18 protein-coding genes and 1 tRNA gene are annotated in these 21,708 nt (G+C 73.2%); 15 read left to right on the forward strand and 4 right to left on the reverse strand.

Features of this window, described 5'->3' with window-relative positions; genetic code table 11:
• Positions 1 to 56 precede the first annotated feature (56 nt).
• The 5 genes from HGK68_RS01135 to HGK68_RS01155 all read left to right on the forward strand — a co-directional run bounded on the left by HGK68_RS01135 (position 57) and on the right by HGK68_RS01155 (position 6,297).
• Positions 57 to 4,283: a sensor histidine kinase gene (locus HGK68_RS01135; RefSeq protein ID WP_169164310.1), complete on the forward strand. Its 4,227-nt coding sequence runs from the start codon at positions 57 to 59 to the stop codon at positions 4,281 to 4,283.
• A 70-nt stretch (positions 4,284 to 4,353) separates the two neighbouring features.
• Positions 4,354 to 4,797: a roadblock/LC7 domain-containing protein gene (locus HGK68_RS01140; protein WP_169164311.1), complete on the forward strand. Its 444-nt coding sequence runs from the start codon at positions 4,354 to 4,356 to the stop codon at positions 4,795 to 4,797.
• A gap of 8 nt (positions 4,798 to 4,805) precedes the next feature.
• Entirely contained in the window at positions 4,806 to 5,180 is a 375-nt protein-coding gene (locus tag HGK68_RS01145; protein WP_169164312.1) for a DUF742 domain-containing protein, read from the forward strand.
• Positions 5,161 to 5,805 (forward strand): GTP-binding protein, encoded by a 645-nt coding sequence (locus tag HGK68_RS01150; protein WP_169164313.1) that lies wholly within the window; start codon positions 5,161 to 5,163, stop codon positions 5,803 to 5,805. Before HGK68_RS01145 ends, HGK68_RS01150 begins: the two co-directional genes overlap by 20 nt.
• An 84-nt stretch (positions 5,806 to 5,889) precedes the next feature.
• Positions 5,890 to 6,297, forward strand: a complete 408-nt coding sequence (locus tag HGK68_RS01155; RefSeq protein WP_169164314.1) for a PIN domain-containing protein — start codon at positions 5,890 to 5,892, stop codon at positions 6,295 to 6,297.
• A 15-nt stretch (positions 6,298 to 6,312) separates the two neighbouring features.
• Here HGK68_RS01155 and HGK68_RS01160 read toward each other — a convergent pair whose 3' ends face one another.
• Both HGK68_RS01160 and HGK68_RS01165 read right to left on the reverse strand, forming a co-directional pair.
• Positions 6,313 to 7,206, reverse strand: coding sequence for an NAD(+)/NADH kinase (locus HGK68_RS01160; RefSeq protein ID WP_169164315.1), 894 nt, complete (start codon positions 7,204 to 7,206; stop codon positions 6,313 to 6,315).
• 1 nt (position 7,207) lies between these two features.
• Positions 7,208 to 8,215, reverse strand: a complete 1,008-nt coding sequence (locus HGK68_RS01165; protein WP_169164316.1) for an SPFH domain-containing protein — start codon at positions 8,213 to 8,215, stop codon at positions 7,208 to 7,210.
• Positions 8,216 to 8,297: 82 nt separating this feature from the next.
• On the opposite strand from HGK68_RS01165, the gene HGK68_RS01170 reads away from it, so the two are divergent.
• The 9 genes from HGK68_RS01170 to HGK68_RS01210 all read left to right on the forward strand — a co-directional run bounded on the left by HGK68_RS01170 (position 8,298) and on the right by HGK68_RS01210 (position 14,862).
• Complete coding sequence (locus HGK68_RS01170) at positions 8,298 to 8,969, forward strand: NUDIX hydrolase (RefSeq protein ID WP_169164317.1); 672 nt, start codon at positions 8,298 to 8,300, stop codon at positions 8,967 to 8,969.
• Positions 8,970 to 8,995: 26 nt separating this feature from the next.
• Positions 8,996 to 9,088, forward strand: a tRNA-Ser gene (locus HGK68_RS01175).
• 256 nt (positions 9,089 to 9,344) lie between these two features.
• Positions 9,345 to 9,851: an O-acetyl-ADP-ribose deacetylase gene (locus HGK68_RS01180; RefSeq protein WP_169164318.1), complete on the forward strand. Its 507-nt coding sequence runs from the start codon at positions 9,345 to 9,347 to the stop codon at positions 9,849 to 9,851.
• A gap of 140 nt (positions 9,852 to 9,991) precedes the next feature.
• On the forward strand, positions 9,992 to 10,651 hold the full coding sequence (locus HGK68_RS01185) for a response regulator transcription factor (protein WP_246260475.1): 660 nt from the start codon (positions 9,992 to 9,994) through the stop codon (positions 10,649 to 10,651).
• On the forward strand, positions 10,633 to 11,739 hold the full coding sequence (locus HGK68_RS01190; protein WP_169164320.1) for a sensor histidine kinase: 1,107 nt from the start codon (positions 10,633 to 10,635) through the stop codon (positions 11,737 to 11,739). Before HGK68_RS01185 ends, HGK68_RS01190 begins: the two co-directional genes overlap by 19 nt.
• Before the next feature lie 69 nt (positions 11,740 to 11,808).
• Positions 11,809 to 12,291: a hypothetical protein gene (locus tag HGK68_RS01195; protein WP_169164321.1), complete on the forward strand. Its 483-nt coding sequence runs from the start codon at positions 11,809 to 11,811 to the stop codon at positions 12,289 to 12,291.
• A gap of 4 nt (positions 12,292 to 12,295) precedes the next feature.
• On the forward strand, positions 12,296 to 12,925 hold the full coding sequence (locus HGK68_RS01200) for a hypothetical protein (RefSeq protein WP_169164322.1): 630 nt from the start codon (positions 12,296 to 12,298) through the stop codon (positions 12,923 to 12,925).
• Between the two features lie 15 nt (positions 12,926 to 12,940).
• Positions 12,941 to 14,344, forward strand: a complete 1,404-nt coding sequence (locus tag HGK68_RS15900) for a signal peptidase I (RefSeq protein WP_206155781.1) — start codon at positions 12,941 to 12,943, stop codon at positions 14,342 to 14,344.
• Positions 14,341 to 14,862: a hypothetical protein gene (locus HGK68_RS01210; protein WP_169164323.1), complete on the forward strand. Its 522-nt coding sequence runs from the start codon at positions 14,341 to 14,343 to the stop codon at positions 14,860 to 14,862. Before HGK68_RS15900 ends, HGK68_RS01210 begins: the two co-directional genes overlap by 4 nt.
• A 51-nt stretch (positions 14,863 to 14,913) precedes the next feature.
• Here the strand turns inward: HGK68_RS01210 and HGK68_RS01215 are convergent, their stop codons facing one another.
• Both HGK68_RS01215 and HGK68_RS01220 read right to left on the reverse strand, forming a co-directional pair.
• Positions 14,914 to 17,469, reverse strand: coding sequence for a helix-turn-helix transcriptional regulator (locus tag HGK68_RS01215; protein WP_169164324.1), 2,556 nt, complete (start codon positions 17,467 to 17,469; stop codon positions 14,914 to 14,916).
• Positions 17,470 to 17,799: 330 nt separating this feature from the next.
• Complete coding sequence (locus HGK68_RS01220) at positions 17,800 to 18,939, reverse strand: pyridoxal phosphate-dependent aminotransferase (RefSeq protein WP_206155782.1); 1,140 nt, start codon at positions 18,937 to 18,939, stop codon at positions 17,800 to 17,802.
• A gap of 132 nt (positions 18,940 to 19,071) precedes the next feature.
• On the opposite strand from HGK68_RS01220, the gene HGK68_RS01225 reads away from it, so the two are divergent.
• Positions 19,072 to 21,687, forward strand: coding sequence for an MMPL family transporter (locus tag HGK68_RS01225; protein ID WP_169164326.1), 2,616 nt, complete (start codon positions 19,072 to 19,074; stop codon positions 21,685 to 21,687).
• Positions 21,688 to 21,708: the final 21 nt, after the last annotated feature.

The following is a 21,708-nucleotide window of genomic DNA, read 5'->3' on the forward strand; positions in this document are numbered from 1 at the left end:
ACGGGTGGCATCCGCCGACGGCCGTCCGGTCGCGGGGGAACAGGAGGCAGGTCGACATGCTGCGCAGGCTCGGCATCCGCGCCAAGGTGCTGGCGGTGCTCGCGCTGCCCGTGCTCGTGCTGCTGGTCGCCAGTGCCTACATCTCGGTGCAGTCGGTCGGCCAGGCACGGACCGCCGCCGCGGTCAGCCGGGTGGTCCAGGTGCTGCCCCAGTACGCGGCCGCCGTCGAGGCGTTGCAGCAGGAGCGGACGCTCTCGGTGCAGGAAGCCGGTGGCAACGCGCTGTCCGGCAGCCTGTCCGCCGCCCGCACCGCCACCGACAACGCCCTCGCCACGCTCTCCGGCACCGCCGCCGGGCTGGACACCTCCGGCCTGGACGCCCGGGTGGGGGAGGCGATCGACGCCGCGCAGATCCGGCAGTCCGACGTCACCGACATCCGGGAGCGCGTCGACAACGGGACCGTGCCGGTGTCCGTGGTGGACTCCAACTTCACCAGTGTCATCACCGCGCACAACGACGTCCCCGCGCTGATCGCCGAGACGCTCTCCAACCGGTCACTGGCCTCCCGACTGACCGCCTACGCCCAGGTCGCCGAGACCGTCGAGCGGGTGCTGCGCGCCCAGCCGACCGCGCTGGAGGTGTTCGGCGACGACGGTGCCGACGCCAGCAAGGTGCAGGAGCTGGCGGCGCGGTTCGCCGTCGAGGACGAGGTCCGGGCCGAGGCCCGAGCGACCACCAACAACCTGCGGCTGGACGGCATCCAGCTCCCGTCCCGTGACGCCGACCTGGTCGCGATGCAGCTGTCGCTGGAGTCCGGCAACACGCTGACCATCTCCGCGCTGGACCAGACCCGGTGGAACGCGCTGGTCAACGGCGAGCTGGCCACCCTGCGCCCGGTCGCCTCCGACCTGCTGGAGTCCGCCGGTGACCAGGCGTCCGCACTGGCGGCCGCCGCCCAGCGCCAGTCGGCGATCACCATCGGTATCACCATCGCGGCGACCGCGCTGTCCATCGTGATCGCGTTCCTGGTCTCCCGGGGGATCGTCATCCCGCTGCGCCGCCTGACCTCCGCCGCCGGTGAGGTGCGCGAGGAGCTGCCGCGCCTGGTCGAGCAGGTCGCGGAGCCGGGCAAGGCGCCGGACCTGTCGCTGGCCGAGATCCCGGTGACCTCCCAGGACGAGGTCGGCCGTCTGGCCGCCGCGTTCAACTCGGTGAACGCCACCACCATCCAGGTGGCCCGGGACCAGGCCGCGCTGCGTGGCTCGATCGCGGAGATGTTCGTCAACGTGGCCCGCCGTGACCAGGTGCTGCTCGGCCGTCAGCTCGCGTTCATCGACTCGCTGGAGCGCGCCGAGGAGGACCCGGCCACGCTCGCCAACCTGTTCCGCCTGGACCACCTGGCCACCCGTATGCGCCGGAACGCCGAGTCGCTGCTGGTGCTCGCCGGGATCGACTCCGGTCGACGGCTGCGTGAGGCCATGCCGCTGTCCGACGTGGTCCGCACCGCGTCCTCGGAGATCGAGCAGTACGACCGGGTGCAGCTGGAGCTCGGCGTCGACCCGCTGATGCACGGCTTCAACGCCCTGGCCGCTGCGCACCTGATGGCCGAGCTGCTGGAGAACGCCACGCTGTTCTCCGAGCCGGGCACCCCGGTGTTCGTCCGCACCGCCGAGGTCTCCGGTGAGCGCACCGGCGACCGGCAGGTGCTGGTCACGATCGTCGACCAGGGCCTCGGCATGTCCGACGAGGAGCTGGCCGAGGCCAACAACACCATCGGCTCCGCCGCCGCCACCGACGCGATCGGCGCCCAGCGTCTGGGTCTGTTCGTGGTGGCCCGGCTGGCCGCGCGTCTGGGTGCCGCGGTGACGCTGTCCCGGGTCACCGACGGTGGTTCGGGCACTGTCGCCACCGTCGCCTTCCCGGGTCAGCTGTTCACCGCCGAGCCGACGGCGGTCCCGGGTGGTGGCCTGGCGGCCGCCGCGACCGGTGCCGTCCCGGTGGTCGAGCCGGAGGCACCCGCCGCCGTGCCGGTCGACCTGGCGGCGCTCACCGACGGTGCCACCGGCACGGGCCTGCCCCGTCGACGCACCGGACCGGGCGCCGAGCCGGCGGAGGAGCAGCGCGAGGTCGTGCTGCCCGCCCCCGCCGAGGCGACCCTGTCCCCGGAGATCACCGCCGCCTCCACCGGGTGGACCCCGGCCGTCCCGGCGCAGGGTGGTGCCGGGTTGCCCAGCCGCGGCGCCGGGCTGCCGACCCGGGACGCCCTGCCGAGTCGCCGGCCCGCCGATGCCTCGGCCACCGCCAGCGGCACCGGGGCGCCCGACGGCAGCACCACCCCGGCTGTCGACGCCGGTCCGCGATCCGGTCTGTTCGCCGGATTCCGTGGCCGGTCCGCGGTGGCCGGTGAGCCGACCCCCGCGCAGGCCGAGTCGGGCAGCCCGGATTCGCCGGGTGCCGAGCGCACGGCACCGGGGATCGAGTCGCCCGCCGAGGCATCGCCGTTCGCCGCGCCGCTGGACACGCCGCAGGACAGCGCAGAGCAGGACAGCTCGCAGCAGCACGACAGTGCAGAGCCGGATAGCGCCCCCCAGTACCAGGGCCCGCAGGTGGACGGCCACCAGCAGGACACGGACCAGCACGACGCCGATCAGCACGACGCGGACCACAGTGGCACGCCGTCGCAGCAGGACGAGCCCGCCGAGCAGCCCGCGGCCTTCGTGGTCCCGATGCTGATGCCGGACGAGGACCAGCCGGTCGACCCCGCCTGGGGTGAACGGTCCGCCTGGGGCGAGCCGCTGGCCGTCGACTCCTTCGGCGAGCCGGTGGACCCGTTCGCCGCCGCACCCGCCGACCAGCAGGACCTCGCCCTGCCGGCCTGGGACGTGCCGGTCGAGCAGGACCCCGCGCCGTCGACCTGGACGGCCGCCACCGAGCCGCAGCCCGCGCCGCTGGGCTGGGACGAGGCCCGCGCGCCGGAGACCGAGCAGACCGGCTCGCGTGAGCTGCCCTTCGCCGTTCCCGAGCCCTTCGCGCCCATCGGCTCCTTCGACCAGCCGTGGGTGGACGACCACCAGGCAGTCGCCGCGCCGACCTCGGTCGACACCGACCCGGCAGCCGGGTCCGAGCAGCCGGAGGCCGCCCCGTCGGCACCCGAGGCCGCTCCGGTCGCCGCGACCGGTGCGGACGCCGGGATGCCCGACTTCGCCACCCTGGTCCGCGGCGACGGCACGGACGACGTCCCGGCCCGCCGGCGTGAGCGCGGCAGGACCGCCCGCCGTCCGTTGTTCTCCCTGGGCCGCCGCCGCAAGTCCGCCGAGCCGCGACCGGTCACCGGCGCGCACAAGCTGATCGGTGCCACGGAACTCGGCAGCACGCCGCCTGCCGTGTCCGCTGCACCCGCTGGGACGCCGGACGTCGCCCCGGGCTGGGCCCCGGCCCCGACCTGGGCTCCGCAGGAGACTCCGGCCACCGACACCGCGTGGTCCGCCGGGCCCGCGACGGACGCCGTGGCCTCGGGCTGGACGGTCACCCCCGAGCCCGCTGCCGCTCCGGCGTCGCCGTCCGGCGACCTGGCCTGGTCGCCGTCCACGCCGTCCCTCCCGCACTCGTCGGGCGAGGGCAGCCCGGCTCCGGTCGTCCCGGCCCAGGCCGCACCGGCCGCTGCCACCCCGCCGCAGGGCTGGTCGCCGCAGCAGCCGACGGCCGACACCCCCTGGACCCCGGACGCCACCCCGGTGACGCCCGCTCCGCTCGCCTCCGGCGGTCTGCCGACCCGGGTGCGCGGTGAGGTCCCGGCCCCGGTGGACGACACGCCCGCCCCGACCACCGGCCCGCGTCGTGACATGAGCGGCTGGGCCTCCGCCTGGTCCTCACGCGGTGCGGCCCCGGCCGAGCAACCCGCGACGGCGGCCCCGGCAGCACCGACCGGCTGGGCACCGGAACAGGCCGAATCCGACCTCGGCGCCGGTGCGTTCGGCGCCCAGGGCGCTTCCACCCTCGCGATGCGAGCCGACATCCAGGAGCAGGCGTTGAGCGAGCTGAGCCAGCTGTCCGCGTACCGACCGAAGTCGGTCGACCGGCCCGCCGCCTCCCTCGTGCGCCGGACACCCAACGCGGTGCCGGAGGCCCCCGCGATCGCGCCGTCGACCGCCTCGGCCCCGCGTGACGCGGACGCGGTGCGCGACCGGCTCTCCAGTTTCCAGTCCGGCACCCGTCGTGGGCGTCGTGCACTGGCGGACGGCGACGGCAGCGACCAGGCCGCCCAGCCCACCCCGATCTCATGACGACCGCCCCGGCGCAGTCGCCCGACACCCCGATCCCGCAGCCGTCGGCTGCCATCCGCAAGGAGGATGCGTGACCACCCTCAGCACCGAGGCAGCCAACTTCGGCTGGTTGCTGGACAACTTCGTCCGGACCGTGCCCGGCACCCGGCACACGCTGGTGGTGTCCGCGGACGGTCTGTTGATGGCCATGTCGGAGCAGCTGGACCGGACCAACGGTGACCAGCTCGCGGCGATCGTCGCCGGCATGTCCAGCCTGACCCGCGGCGCCGCCCGTCAGCTCCGAGCCGGTGACGTCCGGCAGGCCATCGTCGAGATGGACAACCTGTTCCTGTTCCTGATGAGCGTGTCGAACGGCTCGGTGCTCGCCGTGGTCGCCGACGCGACCTGCGACGTCGGCTTGATCGGCTACGAGATGGCGATGCTGGTCTCGCGCACCGAGGCCACGCTCACCCCGCAGCTCATCACCGAGATGCGGTCGTCGCTCCCCGTCGACGGCGCCACCCGCGCGATCTGAGGTTCGTGATGAGCGAGAGCGAATTCGAGACCCGCACGGTCCGGCCGTATGCCGTGACCGGCGGCCGGGTGCGCTCCGACCGGTCGGACTACCCGTTGGAGGCGCTCGTCGAGCTGCTTCCCGGCGGGGTGGCCGGTCAGGGCCTGACGCCGGAGAAGCGCGCGATCCTGCAGCACGCGTCGCACGGCTACATCTCGGTCGCCGAACTGTCGGCGTTGCTGCACCTGCCCCTGGGCGTCGTCCGGGTCGTGCTGTCGGATCTGGTCGAGGCGGGGTTCGTGCGGGTGCACGGCTCCGACCCGGTCGAGGTCCGCACCGGCCAGTCGCCCGCCCTGTCCCTCAGCGTGCTGGAGAGTGTTCTCAATGGCATTTCCGCCCTCTGACGCCGTCGCGGCCGCGCCGGTGGCCCCCGTGCCCTCGGCCCGCACCGCCGGACCCGGCGAGCAGCCGGGTGCCGCACCGACGGTGGTCAAGATCGTCGTGGCCGGTGGCTTCGCGGTCGGCAAGACCACCTTCATCGGGTCGATCTCCGACATCGAGCCGCTGAACACCGAGGCCGCGATGACCGAGCACTCGGTCGGCATCGACGACGCCGGCGGCCAGTCCGACCGCAAGACCTCCACCACGGTGGCGATGGACTTCGGCCGGATCGCCCTGCCCGGTTCGCTGTGGCTGTACCTGTTCGGCACCCCGGGCCAGGACCGGTTCCTGTTCATGTGGGACGACCTGGTGCGCGGGGCGATCGGCGCCGTGGTGCTGGTCGACACCGACCGACTGGACCAATGCTTCCCGGCCGTCGACTACTTCGAGTCGCGGGGCATCCCGTTCGTGGTCGGGGTGAACTGCTTCGACGGCGTCGCCAAGCACCGTCTGGAGGACGTCCGCGAGGCGCTGGCGATCCCGGACCACGTGCCGGTGCTGTACACCGACGCCCGGTCCCGCGACGCCACCAAGCAGAGCCTGATCCAGCTGGTCCAGCTGGCGATGCAGCGGCTGCGCGCAGCCTGAAGGCCCACTCATCGGCCCGCCGTCACCACCTGGTGCGGCGGGCCGAGCGCTACCCAGGACCACCTACCCGGATAGGCTGGCGACGTGCGGATCTACGCCGATGGCTCGGCGCTCGTCCGCTACCTGACAGGCGATCCGCAGTCCGACGAGTGGCGCCGGTGGGCAGCGGAGCACGAGCCGGACCTCCTCGTCACGTCGTTGTCCCTGAGCGAGCTGCGCGCCGCGGCCGCCGGGCAACCGACGCCCGTCCGGCTGCGCGCGCTCGACGTCGCCGACCGGTTGGCGGAGGTGCGCTACTTCGACCAGGCGCTGAAGCTCGCCTCGATGCTGACCGGTGTGCTCTCCCCCTTCGGTGCCCTGCACGTGGGGGTCGCCGCGGCGCACCCGGAGGTGGGTGTCCTCGCCACCTACGACGCCCGGCTGGCCCAGGTCGCCCGGATGCATCAGCTCGCGGTGGTCAGCCCCGGCCTGCCGGACGGGTGGTTCGCCTGATCCGTCGGGCCTCCCTCAGTGCACCAGCCGCAGCCGTCGGTCGGAGACGCCCAGCGTGACGGTCTGACCCCAGGTCGCGGTGAGTCGGTCCGCCTCCAGCCCGTCGCCGAACACCACCAGCGCATCCGACTCCACCGCCACCTCGAGCCGGGCACCCGACGCCAGCAGCCCGGCGGTGTGGTCGGCCCCGGTGATCGGCGACGGCCACGCCTCGCGGACGAACCAGGCGAGGGTGTCCTCGGCCGTGCCGGGCAGCGCGGGGGCATCGGCCCGTCCGCGGGCCAGGGAGGTCGCCCAGCCCGTGGCGCCGGTCCCGGTGGCGACCACCAGGCCCGACGACGACTGGCGTTCGACCGTGCCGTCCGGCAGCACCAGCCGGTAGCGCGCCGACTGGTGCGAGCGGTGTCCGACGTAGACGTCGTTCAGCGCGTCCAGCCCGGTCCCGTCGTCCAGGGTGGCCCGGACCAGTGCGCGGGGTTCCAGGGTGGCCGACCCCGACTGGACCGCCGCCAGGAGTCGCCCGATCCGCTCGGCCCGGTGCCGCACCAGGACGCCGGGATTGCGGCCCGGCTCGGGGTCGACGCCGATCACCGGCTGTCCGTCCAGGTACTTCGCGGTGTTCGCCACCAATCCGTCCGGCCCGACCACAAGGCACAGGTCGCCGGGGTCGAAGGTGAACCGGTGCAGGTCGCCGCGTTCGACGTCGCCCCGTCGCCAGTCCACCGGGATCGCCGCCCGGGTCCGGGTCAGTGCCTCGGTCACCGCGTCGTGCCGGTCCTGCACCTCCGCGAGGGTGCGGCCCCGGGTGCGCAGGAAGAACTCGACCTGACCGCGGGTGCCGTGCCGGTGCACCAGCTCGTCCAGCTCGCTGCGGCGGTGCACCAGCACGGCCCGGGGTGCCAGGCTCATCTCACTCACCCTCCTTGCGGGTGGTCAGCGCCGCGAGGGCACCGGTCAGCAGGTCCGGGGTGACGGTGAGCTGACCGACCTGCGGCAGGTTCGCCGCCAACTCCTTCAGTGCCAGCGCCATCAGCACCTCCTGCGGCACCTCCGCCTGGGCGGTCAGCAGTGCGCGCTGGGCGTCGGCCTCGGCGAGTCCGCGCTGCCGGGTCGCGTCGGCGTCGGCGGTCGCGGTGAGTCCGCGGCGTTCCGCGGCGGCCCGGGTCTCGATCAGCCCGGCGGCGGCTGCCTCCTCGGCGCGGGCGCGGGCGTTGGTGCCTTCCTGCAGCACCAGCTGCTGCTCCCGGCCGGCGAGTTCGATCCGGTTGCTCAGCTCGTTCTCCGCGATGGCCCGCTCGCGCTCGACGGCCAGTGCCCGCCGCTCGTAGGTCGACCGGTCGGCCTCCGACTGCGCCGCCTCCCGGGCCGGGGTCTGCAGGGCGCGCTCCAGGTCGGCATCGGCCCGGACCGACCGGATGCGGGCACCGAGCACGGTGATCCCGGTGGCGTGCACCCGGTCGTCGGCCAGCAGTGCCGCGGTGACCCGTTCGCGCAGCGGCCCGGTGCCGGAGGAGATCGCCTCGCGCAGGGTGACCCCGGCCAGGGCGTCCATCACGTGCCCGGCGGTCAGCTCGCCGAGGAGGTGGGCGACCTGCTCCAGCGGCGTCCCGGTCCAGGCGCCGTTGCGCGGCGAGATCGACAGGTCGAGGCGGGTCGCCGCCAGCTCCGGGTCGGTGAACCGGTAGGAGACGGTGACCTCGGCGGTGACCTCCTGCAGGTCGGCGGTGCGGGCGTGGGCCACCAGGGGCAGCTCGCGGTCGTCTAGCGGCACCTCGGAGAGCACCGCCGTCAGGGGCCGGAAGTAGAACGCCAGACCGGCCCCGCTGCGCCGGACCCTCCCGTCGTGCAGCTGCACGATGTGCGAGGTGGGCGCTGCCCGCAGGTGCCGGACGAAGGGGTAGTGCGTGATGGTGGCCATCGGGTCCTCCTCGGTTTGTCGTCACAACGACGATAAGTCGTCCAGCGGATTCTCGTCAACCTGACGAGATAAGCTGTCGGCCATGGACTTCCCGCCGTTCGCCGTGACCGTGGACCTGGTGGTGCTCACCATCCGGTCCGGACGCCTGCATGTCCTGCTGGTGCGACGCGGTGCCGACCCGTGGCGCGGAGTCTGGGCTCTGCCCGGCGGATTCGTCCGCCCGGACGAGGACCTGCACGACGCCGCCGAGCGCGAGCTCGCCGAGGAGACCGGCGTCCATCAGCCCGCCGCCCACCTGGAACAGCTCGCCAGCTACGGCGCCCCCGACCGCGACCCCCGGCAGCGCGTCGTCTCGGTCGCGCACCTGGTCCTGGCCCCCGACCTGCCCGAACCCGACGCCGGGACCGATGCCGCCGAGGCCGCCTGGCACCCGGTGGACGAGGTCGGCGAGCTGGCCTTCGACCACACCCGCATCCTGGCCGACGGACTCGAACGCGCCCGCGCGAAACTCGAGTACTCCCCGCTCGCCACGGCGTTCTGCCCGCCGGAGTTCACCGTCGCCGAACTCCGCGCCGTCTACGAGGCGGTCTGGGGCCGGACCCTCGACCCGCGCAACTTCCACCGCAAGGTCACCTCGGTGCCCGGGCTGCTGACCGACACCGGCCGCCGCCGCACCGAGGGCCGGGGCCGCCCGGCCACCGTCTACCGCCCCGGACCTGCGACGGCGATCGTGCCGCCGCTGGTCCGGGACTGACGCGCTGGTAGTCTCGCGGCGCACCAGGAGGGCTGGCTGAGCGGCCGAAAGCGACGGTCTTGAAAACCGTTAGTGCGGTGACCCCGTACTCAAGGGTTCGAATCCCTTGCCCTCCGCCACCCGCTCCACTGGTCGCCCGCAGCCGCACGGGCCTACGCTGGATCGTCGACCCCGGTCGGCAGCAGGAAGGCGAGGCGACCCGGACGTCGCCGATCACGGCGCGATGCCGTCACAACGCGGACTCCTGCCCGCGCGGACAACCACGGAGCCACCGGTCATGGCGTGCCAGCCGCTGCTCCACCATCGAAGAGCGGCGATGCCCGTCGGCGGAACCCCCTCCTGGCGACGGGCATCGTCACGTCACGGGAGGGCCGGATGCAGATCGACGCGGTGCTGGGCGACATCACGACGGCGCGGGTGGACGCGATCGTCAACGCGGCGAACTCCTCGCTGCTGGGCGGTGGTGGGGTGGACGGTGCGATCCATGCCGCCGCCGGGCCGCAGCTGCTCGCCGAGTGTCGGGAGCTGCGCCGCACCGTGCTGCCGGACGGGCTGCCGGTGGGGGAGGCGGTGGCGACCGGTGCCGGGGCGCTGCCCTGCCGGTGGGTGATCCACACCGTCGGGCCGAACGCGCACCGGGGGCAGACCGCCCCGGCGCTGCTGCGTGCCTGCTTCACGCACAGTCTGGACGAGGCCGCTCGGGTGGGTGCGCGCACGGTGGCGATGCCGGCGGTGTCGGCGGGTGTCTACGGCTGGGCGGCGACGGAGGTGGCCCGGGAGGCGGTGTCGGCGGTCCGCGACTGGCCCGGGACCGGGGTGGACCAGGTGCGGTTCGTGCTGTTCTCCGAGGCGGTGCTGGCAGCCTTCGCCGCCGAGCTGTGACCCCACCGCCGCCCGCCGCTCCGCACGGCTCCGCCGGTTGTTGCACTGTCGCCCACCCCTGAGAGCACGTACCGTTCGCGCAGGAGTGCGTCGATGCAGGTCGGAGGTGGGGTGCGGTGAGTGCTGGACCGCAGCAACAGGTGACGAGGGTCAGCATCGTCGAGGACGAGACCCTGATGCGGGCGATGCTGGAGCAGACGTTCCAGCGGACACCCGGCGTGCGGGTCGTGCACTCGCTGCCGGGTGCCACCGAGGCACTGCTCGCCATCACCCCGGGCAGCTCCGACGTCGCCCTGCTGGACATCAACCTGGCCGACGGCAACGGGATCGCCCTCGGGCTCCAGCTGGAGCGCGCCAACCCCGACCTGCGGATCGTGCTGCTGTCCAGCCACGACATGATGGGCGTCTTCACCACCGTGCAGGACGAGGTGCGGCACGCCTGGAGCTACCTGTCCAAGCGATCGGCCTTCGCTCGGGACGTGCTGGTGCAGGCGGTCGTCGCCGCGGCGCAGGGCCGGGTGGTGCTGGATCCCCAGTTGGTGCGGGAATCGGTGCCGCGCGCCGGGACGGATGTCGCCGACCTGACGCCCGCGCAGTTGCAGGTGCTGCGGCTGGTCGCGGAGGGACTGTCCAACCAGGCGGTCGCCGAGCGGCTGAAGATCTCGCCGCGTTCGGTGGAGAGTCATCTGCTGGCGATCTACCGCCGGCTGGAGATCGAGGGCGGCGACGCGAATCGGCGCGTGGCGGCCGTGCTGCGCTTCTTGCGGGAGACCGGCCGCGCATGGGCGCCGGACGCGTAACACCGCCGGCCCCGCGGGACGCCCTCGTCGCGGCCGGGTGGGTCGGCGTGATCAACGCCGCCCTGTGGGCCATCCTGTCGGTGGTGGTCCGGATCTCCTGGGACGTCGAAGGCGTCAACACCGTCGGTCGGGAGCTGCTGGTCGGCCTGATCATCTTCACCATGGGAGTTCTGCTCGTGGTGGTGTGCCTGCAGACCCGGCTGCCGCTGCGCCGGCGGCACGAGCAGTTGGTGGGCGCGATCATCCTCTCGGCGGTGTTGGGGCTGGGGCGGACGGCGATCGACCAGAAGGTGATCCCGTTCGCTGAGGACACCGGCTCCTTCCTCATCTGGTGGGCGGTGGCCGTGGTCGGCAACCTGGTCGTCGCCAGCCCGGCGATCCTGGTCAGCAACCTGGTGGCCCGGCGGCTCCGGGCGGAACAGGCGCGGATCACCGATCGGGAGCGCAACCGGGCTGCCACGGCCGCCCTGGAGGCCGAGGAAGCGGCGATGCGTCGCCAGGTGGCCGAACATCTGCACGGGACGGTGCAGAACCGACTGGTGCTGGTCGGCGCGGGACTGGACCAACTCGCGGTGGAATCCGACGACGAGGGGCGACCCGACCGCGCCGACGCGCTGCGCGGCTGGGCGCGGATGATCGACACCGTCCGCGAGCGTGACGTCCGGGCGATCAGCCACCAGGTCTTCCCCACCGGCCTCGACATCGGACTGGTCCAGGCACTGGGCCTGGTCATGGACCGTCTGCCGCCGTCCGTGGCCACCTCCATGCACTCCGGCGAGGGCCTCCGGGAGGCGGATCAGCGCATCCCGATCGCCGACCGGCTCCTGGTCGCCGCCACCGTGGAGGAGGGGCTGACCAACGCGCTCAAGCACGGCCACGCCACCCGGGTGGCCCTCGACCTGGAGGTCGACGACCACACGCTGAGCGTCACGCTGGACGACAACGGCACCGGGCTGCCCGCCGGTGAGGTGCGGGAGTCGGGTCTGCTGCGACACCGGGCGCGGCTGGAACCGCGGGGCGGCGGCATCGAGCTGCTGCCGGGGGCGGCCGGCGGCACCCGGTTGCGGATGTGGTTGCCGATCAACTGACCGTCATCGCGTGCCCGGGTGGTCGGTTCTCGGAGTTTTCTCGCAGACGTGCGGTCGCGCCGCGAGTGCGTGCGGTGCCCTGGGGTCATCAGGAAGCGCGCACGGCGCTTCACGACCTCCAACGACGGAACCACCTTCACCGACAACCCGACCTCCCCGGGGCTGGCGCTGGACTTCGACGCGACGAACGCCCACCTGTCGCCCGGTGCCACCGCCTACGCCGCCTACGCGGTGCAGCTCTCCGAGGACTCGGACTACGCGGCCGATGTGGCGCTGTCCGGCTCCACCGGGACCGGCGAAGCGGCCGAGGACCTGACCTACACCATCCTGAAGACCGAGAGCTTCGGTTGCACGGCCGCGACCACCGGGACCGCTCTGGTCACCGACCAGCCGGCCACCGCCACCTCGGGCGCCACGATGTTCAGCCTGGACGCCGTCAGCACTCCGGCGTTCCTGTGCGTGCAAGTCACCGCGGGCGAGGGGCTGACCCAGGGTTCCACCGGCACCATCGAGTGGGACCTCACCGGGACGTCCACCGACCAGTTGAGCTGACACCGTGCGGCGCGGCCCCGTCCTGATCGTCGCCCTCGCCCTCCTGCTGGGGGCGGCGGCGACGGTCGGGATCGATCACACGCTCGCCGCGTGGCGGGCCGACGAGCGGTCGGGTGCCGAGTTCGCCGCCGGGGTCTTCCAGAGCCAGTCCCAGACCACCGCCGCCACCGAGTGGCAGACGCACCCGGACGGCGCCGCCGCCGAGCTGGCGGTGACCGACCTGACCGGCCTGGCACCGGGCGGTACCCACGACGCCCCCACCGCGGGGGAGTCGCACTACGTCTGGCTCAACATCCGCACCGCACCCGGTTCGCACTGGGGTGGCCGACTGCATCTGATCGGGAACAGCGGCACCGGTGATCTGGCCCCGGCGCTGGAGTACCGCTTCGCACCACGGGCGGCCAGCACCGCCGACTGCACCGCCGCCGACCTGGCAGCGGCCCCCGCCGACTGGCAGCCGATCACCGACTCGCTCGCCGCCGACACCGGTCTGACCGTGTCGCCGGACGCCGCCGACGCGGTGGGCCTGTGCTTCGAGGTCCGCGTCGCCGCGTCCGCCTCCGGCCCGGCCGGGTCCGCCTACCAAGGAGCCTCGGCCGACCTGCGCTGGGACTTCACGCTCGTCCAGGACTGACCCGAGGAGTGCGCGATGTCCGCGCTGCGTCGCACCGTCACCGACCTGCTGCTCACGGTCGCCGCCGTGCTCGGCGTCTGCTGTGCCCTGCTGGCAGTGGCCGGAACCGTCGCGGGCTTCGGTGTCGTGCTGTTCCGCACCGGGTCCATGTCGCCGACCATCCCCGCCGGTTCGGCCGCGCTGGTCCGCACCGCCCCCGCCGCCGAGCTGCGGATCGGTGACGTGGTGACGGTGGATCGCCCCGGCCGGATGCCGATCACGCACCGGATCGTCAGCATCGCGCCGCTGTCCGGTGACGACGACGCCCGCGAGATCGTGATGCGGGGCGACGCCAACGATGCGAACGACCCGCTGCCGTACCAGATCGAGTCGGCCCGTCGGGTGATCGGGTCGGTGCCGGACGTCGCGCCGCTCATCACCGGCTGGGGGCGCCCCCAGGTGCTCGGCACGGTCGCCCTGTTGACGGCAGCCGGTGTCACGCTGGCGTTCTGGCCGCGCCGACCCGGCCCCGCGACGCCCGGTGGCGCGCCGGACGGGGACTCCGGGGACGACGACGTGGCCCCCGAGGCGCGCGACATCGACCCGGACCTGACCACGACCGGCCCGAAGGCGACCACCGCGCACCGCCGTCGCCGTCGCTCTCCGGCCGTGCGCGCCACCGCCGGGACCGCCCTCCTGCTCTGCGCACTGGGCGTGGTCGGCGCGACCGCCCCGACCAGCGCGCACGCGGCCGTCGACGACGACCGTCATCTCAGCGTCGATTCCTGGGCCAGCGCCACCGGCCCGATGGTCCCCGGTGAGGTGCGGGACTGGGTGCTCACCGTGCGGACGGACGGTGTCCGGGGCCGGGTGACCCGTGACCTGGAAGTGACCGGCACCGGCAATCCGGCGCTGACCGTGCAGGTGGATCGCTGTGCGGACCCCGACTGCACCCGGACCACGCCGCTGGTGTCGGCCCACACCCCGGCGCCGGGTGGCGTGCTCGACCTGCCGGATCAGACGGCGCCGGGCACCGAGGTCCTGCGGGTCCGCGCGACGCTGGACCCGCAGGCTGGGCGCGAAGTACAAGGGCTGCGGACCGGCATGACATTCGTCGCGACCGGTGACGGGGAGATCGTCGAGGCACCCGCCGACGACGCCGACACCCCGCCGGACGACCCGAGCGCCACCCCCGACGGCCCCAGCGGAACCCCGGACGCGCCCGGTGTGACGCCCGAGGGGCCTGCCGACAGGCCGACCGGTGGGCCGGGCACCGATGACGGCGCCACTCCGGGGTCCGGGCACCGGCATCCGGCACTTGCCGTGACTGCACCGCTGGGCGGCCCGCTGACCGCCCTGGTCGCGGTGCTGCTCGGCGCGCTCGGCTGGGCGGTGCTCGGCCTGCGCCGCAGGGAGCGGGAGGCAGGGCCGGACCGGTGAGCCGGGCCGGGAAGGTCGCGATCGGCATGGTGTCGGTCGCTGCACTGCTGGCGGCGCTGATCGGGATCACCTGGTCCGATGCCGGGTTCCTCGCCCACGAGTCGGCGCGGCTGGGGGCCACCGCCGGAGTCGTGCCCCCGGCGGTGACCACCTGCACCCCCGGGGTCGGCAGCCCGCACCTCGTCACGCTGGCACCGACTGCCGGGGGCCTTCCGGCCACCGGATACCGGGTGACCCAGGAGCTTGACGCCGACTTGCCCACGGACTGGATCTGGGTGGACGGGGAGATCAAAGGGGCGCAGCTGACCCCGTTGGGTGATTCTCGCTGGCCGGCGGATCAGTCGACGGTGGGCTTCGGGATCGACTTGCCCTTCCTGGCAGGGGGATCGGCGTCCGGGACCACCACGATCCGGGCGGTCGGCCCGGGTGGATGGGAGTCCGCGGCGATCACCTACGCCTGGTCGATCTCGGCGAGCTGGGGGATCGTCTCCTCCACCTGCGAGCCGTTGGGCGGCTGACGAGGGCGGGGCGACCGATCGGTCACCCCGCCCTCGCGCGTGCTGTCCCGGTCAGGAGTCGCTGAACGACCAGTTCCGCAGCCCGTCACGGTTGCGCACACCGAGCTTGCGCAGCACCGAGGCCATGTGGTTCTCCACGGTGCGGATCGACAGCATCAGGCGACGCGCGATCTCGCGGTTGGTCAGGCCGCGGCGGGCCAGCACGGCGACCTCCCGCTCGCGGGCACTGAGCCGTTGCAGCTGGTCGTCGTGGTGGATGCTCGCCATCGACTCGATCTCCTGCAGGGCCAACGACGGCCGGTCGACGCCGTCCCGACGCAGCAGCTGCACGGCCGCGGTGACCAGCCCGGGCGAGATGACCGGGCTCACCCGGGGCAGGATCTCGGCCATCCCCACGGTTTGCCGGGCGGTGATCGCCCGCGCCAGGGTCAGGTAGTCGTCCAGCATCGGGACCGTGCTCCGCCGGGCGGCGTCCTCGATCCTGCGGACGGTCTCGGGCGAGGGGTGGTTGTCCTGGGCGAGCCAGAACAGCAGCGCGGAGCCGTACTCACCCGCCGCCGCGGCGATGGTGCCCGCCTGTTCCAGACGACGCGAGGCGGCCAGTTCCTCCCCGGTCGCGCGATCCAGTGACGCCTGGGCGATCGCCTGCAGCGGGGAGACCGCCGCCATCGCCGTCACCCGGCTGGTCAGCTCGCGGGCGAGGGGCGTCACCAGGTCCTGGGCGCAGTCAGCGGCCTGAATCGCGGCGCCGATGCTCAGGCCGCGCCGGTAGAAGGAGTTGCCCGCCGGCCCCGGAGTGCCGAGGGCGAGCGAGGTGTTCAGCACCCGCCACGCCTCCTGCGGGCGTCCGGCGAAGGTGAGCACCTCGGTCAGCACGGCCGCGTGCACCCGGATGCCGCCGATCTCCCGCGCCTGGTAGGCGTTCTCCAGCAGGTGTCGTGACCAGTGTTCGGCCTCCACCACCTGCCCCATCATCAGCAGAGCCAGTGCCCGGATCCCCTCGGCGTAGTGCTCGATGGTGCGCGGGTGGTCGGTGCCGGGCAGGTCGACATGTGCCAGCGCCAGGTCGGGTCGACCGGCATCCAGCAGAGCGCCCGCGACCACCACCGCGGACCAGCCGTCCAACCAGGGCGAGCCGGTCGGCTCCGGGGACGGCCAGGTGCTGGTCTCGGGGGTGACTCCGGTGAGCACCGCCGACCGCAGACCGGTCACGCCCTGGCCCACCTCGCGCACCCGGGGGTGGTCGGCGAGCGGCAGCGCCGCCCGCTCCTCCGGGGAGATCTCCGCCCACGCCACCCACTGGGCGCGCTGGAGGCAGAACCGGAGCAGGTCCGGCTCGGGTTCGTCGCCGGTGAGCGGCGTGCGGGTGAACACCTCCTCCAGCAGCGCCCGCGCCGGGCGGAGCATCAGGACCTGGAGGTAGGCGTTGGCGTTCTGCACCGTGGGCTGGAGCTGCCAGGTGCGCTGCAGGGTGGCCTCCACCGCCGCCGCATCGGCGAGGGCGAGGTCGGCGAGCTCCGCCGCCCACCGGTGGTAGTCCTGTTCCGCCCGGTGCCCGGCCCCGCTGAGCAGCGTGCTGACCTGGCGACCGAACAGGTAGGGCAGCGGCACGTCATCGCCGCAGCGGGCGACCACGAAGCGGGCGAAGCTGTGGGCAGTGGCGTCGTCGATCCGGTCCCGGAGGGCGGTGGCCAACGCCGGCGGCGCCACGGTGATCAGGGCGTCCTCGCCTCGGGCGCCCGGGAGCTCCACCAGCCGGCCGGCGGTCCGCAGCCGGATCAGGTCGATGCGATCCACCAGGGCCGTCGCCGTCTCCTCGGTGACCGGACCGAGCCACGACAGCAGTTCCAGCGCACGGACGTCGGCCTCCGGCAGCCCGCCGACCAGGGCGTTCGCCACCGTGTCGCCGGGCACGTCGTCGAACTGGCCGACCTTGCGCCAGACGCCGTGGTCGCGGTCGATCACCCGGGCGTGCCGGGCGGCGCTGGCCAGGGCGAGCGCGACCCGGGGGTTACCGCCGGAACGGGACAGGATGGCGGAGGCCAACGGCACGTCCACCGGCCCGCCCAGTGCTTCCACGATCAGGCGGTACATCCCCTGGAAACCGAAGTTGACCAGCCGCTCCACGGCGGGTGCCCGTTCGGTCACCAGGCGGATCATCGCCTGCGGCAGGTCCTGGATCCGCGCGGTCCGCGCCGTGGCGACCAGGGAGATCGTCGATCCGCGCAGCACCCGGGCGATCACGGCGGCGGAGACCGGGTCCAGGTCGTCGATGTCGTCGACCAGGAGCACGGCATGGCGGCCGGTCAGCTCGGAGATCAGCCACGAGGTGGCCTCGCCCACGGTGTGGCTGGTGGTGGTCTGCACGAACGACTGCTGGGTCAGGAAGGCCGACAGGGGGCTGTCACCTCCCGCCCGGATCAGGACGGTGGGTGAGCGCTGCTGCGTGCTGCGGGTGAGCAACTCGGAGAGCACCAGGCTGCGGCCGGAGCCGACATCGCCGGTGATGAGGACATCGCGACCGAGGGAGAGCCAGCGGCGCACCGCGATGAGCGCGTCCTCATTACCCTCCAGCAGGGGTGAGATCTCGGAACGAGGGGTGGACATCGAGGCTTCCTTCGGCTGTGCCGCGGTGGCGGCTGTCACAGGGGCGTGGACGGGGGACCGCCCGGGCCGAGCGTCAGGACTGTGCAGCACTCACGTAGGTACCTGCCCGGCAGGCGGTGCACCCACTGGCGCGCCCCGCACCCACATGCCGCTCCATGGCGATCTGGCTAGGTGGATCCGAGTCGGAATTAGGTGGAGAACGCCGGTGCGGCTGAGGGTGAAGGCGGGTAGGGGTGTACCGCAGCCACCAGTGCACTCGGTGCCCGCGCTGAGGGGAGGACCACCTACGAGGAACCACGGGCCGCCCCGCGTGGTGGCGCCCGGTCGGGCTCAGCCCCGGGCGGGCAACCTGCCGAGGCCGGTGCGCAGGTCGTCGGCGGAGGCGGTCAGCGACACCCGCACCCAGCCCTCGCCCCGGCTGCCGAAGGCCGACCCCGGGGCGACCGCCACCCCCTGCCGGAGCACCAGCTCCTCGGCGAAGGCCGCCACGTCACCGTCGGTGGCGTGCGACAGATCGGCCCAGAGGTACAGGCCGCCCCGGGCCGCCAGCGACGGGATGCCGAGGCCGTCGAGCACCTCGGTGGCCAGCGCGCGGTGCGCGGCGTAGGTGGCCCGGGCGGTTTCCACGTCGTCCTGCGGTCCGGTGAGCGCTGCCAGGGCGGCGTACTGGGCCGGGGTGTTCACGCAGGACACGATCGCCTCCTGGACGGTCGGCATCAGCGGCGCGAGCTGGTCCGGCACCACCAGGGCACCGACCCGCATCCCGGTCATCGCGTGGTCCTTGCTGAAGGTGTGCAGGGTGAGGACCCGGCCGTCGGTGTCGTGGGCGGCGGGCGGCACGTGCTCACCGTCGGCGAACTCGGCGTAGCACTCGTCGGAGAGCACCCACAGGTCGTGCCGCCGGGCGATGGCCATCAGGTCGGCGACCAGGGCGTCCGGCAGCGTCGTGCCCAGCGGGTTGGACGGGGAGTTCAGCACCAGCAGCCGGGTGCGGTCGGTGATCGCCGCCTCGACGTCGGCGGGGTCGGGCAGGAACCCGCGCTCGGCGTGCAGCGGGTAGGGGTGCGGGGTGGCCTGCAGCAGGTGCGCGGCCATGCTGAACGGCGGGTAGCCCGGGTCGGGGACCAGGACCTCGTCCCCGGCGCCGACGGTGAGGCTGAGCGCCAGGTGCAGCGCCTGCGCGCCACCAGCGGTGACCCAGACGTTGTCCCGGCGGACCGGCAGCGCGTGCGTCGGGTCGAGTCGGGCCGCCAGGGCGTCGCGCAGGTGCGGGATGCCGCCGTTCGGGGTGTAGCGGGTGTCGTCCCGGTCCAGGGCGTCGTGTGCCGCGGCCAGGATGTGCGGCGCGGTGGGCAGATCGGGTTCGCCGACGCTGAGCACGATCGTCCCGGGGGTGGCCCAGGCCAGCTCGGTGACCCGGCGGATGCCGGAGGCGGGGACGGTGGCGGCGTGGCTGGCGATCCGGGGCACGACGAGCACGCTAGTACCCGGATCGCATGAGCCAGGTCACACCGGGAACCGGTCGAAGCGGATGGCCGTTATCAACATCGGCACATAAGCTGCCACAGCCTGGATCCCCCTGGATGAAGAAGAAGGACTTTCATGGCAGAGCTGCTCTACCGGCTGGGCCGGTTCTCCGCCCGACGCGCCTGGGTCGTGATCGTCGGGTGGGTGCTCGCCCTGGCGCTCGCGGGCGGGGCCTACACGCTCTGGGGCGGCACGCTCAGCTCCACGGTCGACATCCCGAACACCCCCACCTCCGAGGTCACCGACCGGTTGCAGGAGGACTTCGCGGCGGCCAGCGGTGGCACCGGGACCATGATCTTCAGCACCGAGGACGGCTCGGCCTTCACCGCCGAGCAGCAGCAGGAGATCAGCGACACCCTCACCGAGATCGGGAAGATCGACGGAGTGTCCGCCACGGTCGACCCGTTCGCCACCGAGGCGCAGCGCGCCCAGCAGGCCGACCAGCTCGCGCAGGGTCAGGCGAAGATCGACGGCGGCCGCGAGCAGATCGAGCAGGGTCAGGCGCAGATCGACGCCGGTCAGGCGCAGATCACCGCCGGTCAGCAGCAGCTCGACCAGGGCAAGGCGGCGGCCGAGGCAGCCGGTGCCGATGCCGCCACACTGGCGCAGTTCGCGGCGCAGCAGTCGGCCATCGACGCCCAGCAGGCCGAGCTGGACACCCAGCAGCAGGCGTTGGACGCCTCGCGCGCTGAGCTGGAGGCCGGTGAGCCGCAGCTCCAGGACGGGCAGACGCTGCTCGACCTGGCCGCCGACCTGCGCACCGTCTCCGCGGACGGGTCGGCCGCCGTCGCCACCGTCTCCTTCGACGAGCCGCTGATGAACGTCACCCCCGAGACCAAGGAGCAGGTCGAGGACACCGCCTCCGGCGCGGACATCGCCGGAGTGACGGTGGACTTCTCCTCCGACCTGGCCGCCGGGGTGCCGAGCATCGGTGGCGCCGCGGAGATCATCGGTGTCGCGGTCGCGGCGATCGTGCTCTTCATCATGCTGGGCACGCTGATCGCGGCCGGGTTGCCGCTGCTCACCGCGCTGATCGGCGTGGGGGTCGGCGCCGCCGGATCGCTGGCGTTCTCCGGTGTGGTCGACATGATTTCGGTGACGCCGATCCTCGGCGTGATGCTCGGCCTGGCGGTCGGCATCGACTACTCGCTGTTCATCCTGAACCGGCACCGGCGTCAGCTGCGTGAGGGTGCCGCCGTGCACGAGTCGATCGGGCTGGCCAACGGCACCTCCGGCAATGCGGTGGTGTTCGCCGGGACGACGGTGCTGATCGCCCTGCTGGCGCTGAACGTCACCGGGATCCCGTTCCTGGGCATGATGGGCTCGGTGGCCGCGGCGTCGGTCGCCATCGCGGTGCTGGTCGCGATCACCCTGACCCCGGCGCTGTTGGGCCTGGCGGGCAAGCGGGTGCTGCGCAAGAAGTTCCGGGACGCCGCGCCGGTGCCGGTGAAGGCCGACCTGAAGCCGATGTCCACCGGCTCCGCCGTGCTGCGGGTGGTGGCGGGTGTCGCCGCGCTGGCCGTGATCGCCCTGCCGGCACTCGGGATGCGTCTGGGTCTGCCGGACGGGTCGCAGGAGGAGCCGGACACCACGCAGTACCGGGCGTACACGATCACCGCGGAGAAGTTCGGCGCCGGGGTGAACGGGCCGCTGCTGGTGGTCGCCGATGTGGAGAAGCCGGCTGCCGACACTGCCGACACCGCCGAGGCGGAGCTCACCCACCTGCAGGCCACCATCGGCCAGCAGATCATGGACCAGAAGGACGTGGTCGCCGTCGCTCCGATCGGGGCATCGGAGTCCGGCACCATGATCGCCTTCCAGGTGATCCCGGTGGACGGCGGCACCTCCGAGTCCACCGAGGACCTGGTGCACCGGCTGCGCGACCTGACCCCGGAGGGTGCGACCCACGCCCTGGGCGTCGCGGGGATGGCATCGGGCAGCATCGACATCTCGGAGAAGCTGGCGAGTGTGCTGCCGCTGTACCTGGCGGTGGTGATCGGGCTGTCGCTGATCATCCTGATCATCGTGTTCCGGTCGCTGATCGTGCCGCTGATCGCCACCCTCGGCTTCGTGCTGTCGGTGTTCGCCGCCTTCGGTGGTGTGACGGCGATCTACCAGTGGGGCTGGCTGGGATCGGTGTTCGGGGTGCACGAGCCCGGTCCGGTGCTGAGCTTCCTGCCGACGATCCTGATCGGCGTGCTGTTCGGCCTGGCGATGGACTACCAGCTGTTCCTGACCTCGGGGATGCGCGAGGCCTACGCCCACGGGTCGTCGGCCCGGTTGGCCGTCACCGAGGGGGTGCGGGCCGGTCGCGCGGTGGTGACCGCCGCGGCGATCATCATGATCAGCGTCTTCGGCGGGTTCATCTTCTCGCACACCGCGATGATCCGGCCGATGGGCTTCGGCCTGGCGTTCGGTGTGCTGGTGGACGCGTTCGTGATCCGGATGCTGGTGATGCCGGCGCTGATGCACCTGTTCGGCGAGAAGGCCTGGTGGCTGCCGAAGTGGCTGGACCGGATCCTGCCGAACGTCGACGTCGAGGGTGCGAACCTGGAGCGGGCGCACCACGCGACGCCGGTCACCGCCGGAGCGGAGCACGCGACCTCCGGGGCGCACGCCGCCGCCGAGGTGCCGGTGGACGCGCCGTCGCACGCCGAGCACCCGGGTGACGGTCCGGCGCACAAGGCCTGATCGACCACGAAGGCCGGTGAT

This window comes from Cellulomonas taurus, assembly GCF_012931845.1.
In the GTDB taxonomy this organism is placed as follows: domain Bacteria; phylum Actinomycetota; class Actinomycetes; order Actinomycetales; family Cellulomonadaceae; genus Cellulomonas; species Cellulomonas taurus.

Excerpts from the sequence above, each read along its gene's own strand:
- HGK68_RS01135 (WP_169164310.1), top strand. The coding sequence starts at position 57 with ATGCTGCGCAGGCTCGGCATCCGCGCCAAGGTGCTGGCGGTGCTCGCG.
- HGK68_RS01145 (WP_169164312.1), top strand. The coding sequence starts at position 4,806 with ATGAGCGAGAGCGAATTCGAGACCCGCACGGTCCGGCCGTATGCCGTG.
- HGK68_RS01150 (WP_169164313.1), top strand. The coding sequence starts at position 5,161 with ATGGCATTTCCGCCCTCTGACGCCGTCGCGGCCGCGCCGGTGGCCCCC.
- HGK68_RS01160 (WP_169164315.1), bottom strand. The coding sequence starts at position 7,206 with ATGAGCCTGGCACCCCGGGCCGTGCTGGTGCACCGCCGCAGCGAGCTG.
- HGK68_RS01165 (WP_169164316.1), bottom strand. The coding sequence starts at position 8,215 with ATGGCCACCATCACGCACTACCCCTTCGTCCGGCACCTGCGGGCAGCG.
- HGK68_RS01170 (WP_169164317.1), top strand. The coding sequence starts at position 8,298 with ATGGACTTCCCGCCGTTCGCCGTGACCGTGGACCTGGTGGTGCTCACC.
- HGK68_RS01180 (WP_169164318.1), top strand. The coding sequence starts at position 9,345 with ATGCAGATCGACGCGGTGCTGGGCGACATCACGACGGCGCGGGTGGAC.
- HGK68_RS01190 (WP_169164320.1), top strand. The coding sequence starts at position 10,633 with ATGGGCGCCGGACGCGTAACACCGCCGGCCCCGCGGGACGCCCTCGTC.
- HGK68_RS15900 (WP_206155781.1), top strand. The coding sequence starts at position 12,941 with ATGTCCGCGCTGCGTCGCACCGTCACCGACCTGCTGCTCACGGTCGCC.
- HGK68_RS01215 (WP_169164324.1), bottom strand. The coding sequence starts at position 17,469 with ATGTCCACCCCTCGTTCCGAGATCTCACCCCTGCTGGAGGGTAATGAG.
- HGK68_RS01225 (WP_169164326.1), top strand. The coding sequence starts at position 19,072 with ATGGCAGAGCTGCTCTACCGGCTGGGCCGGTTCTCCGCCCGACGCGCC.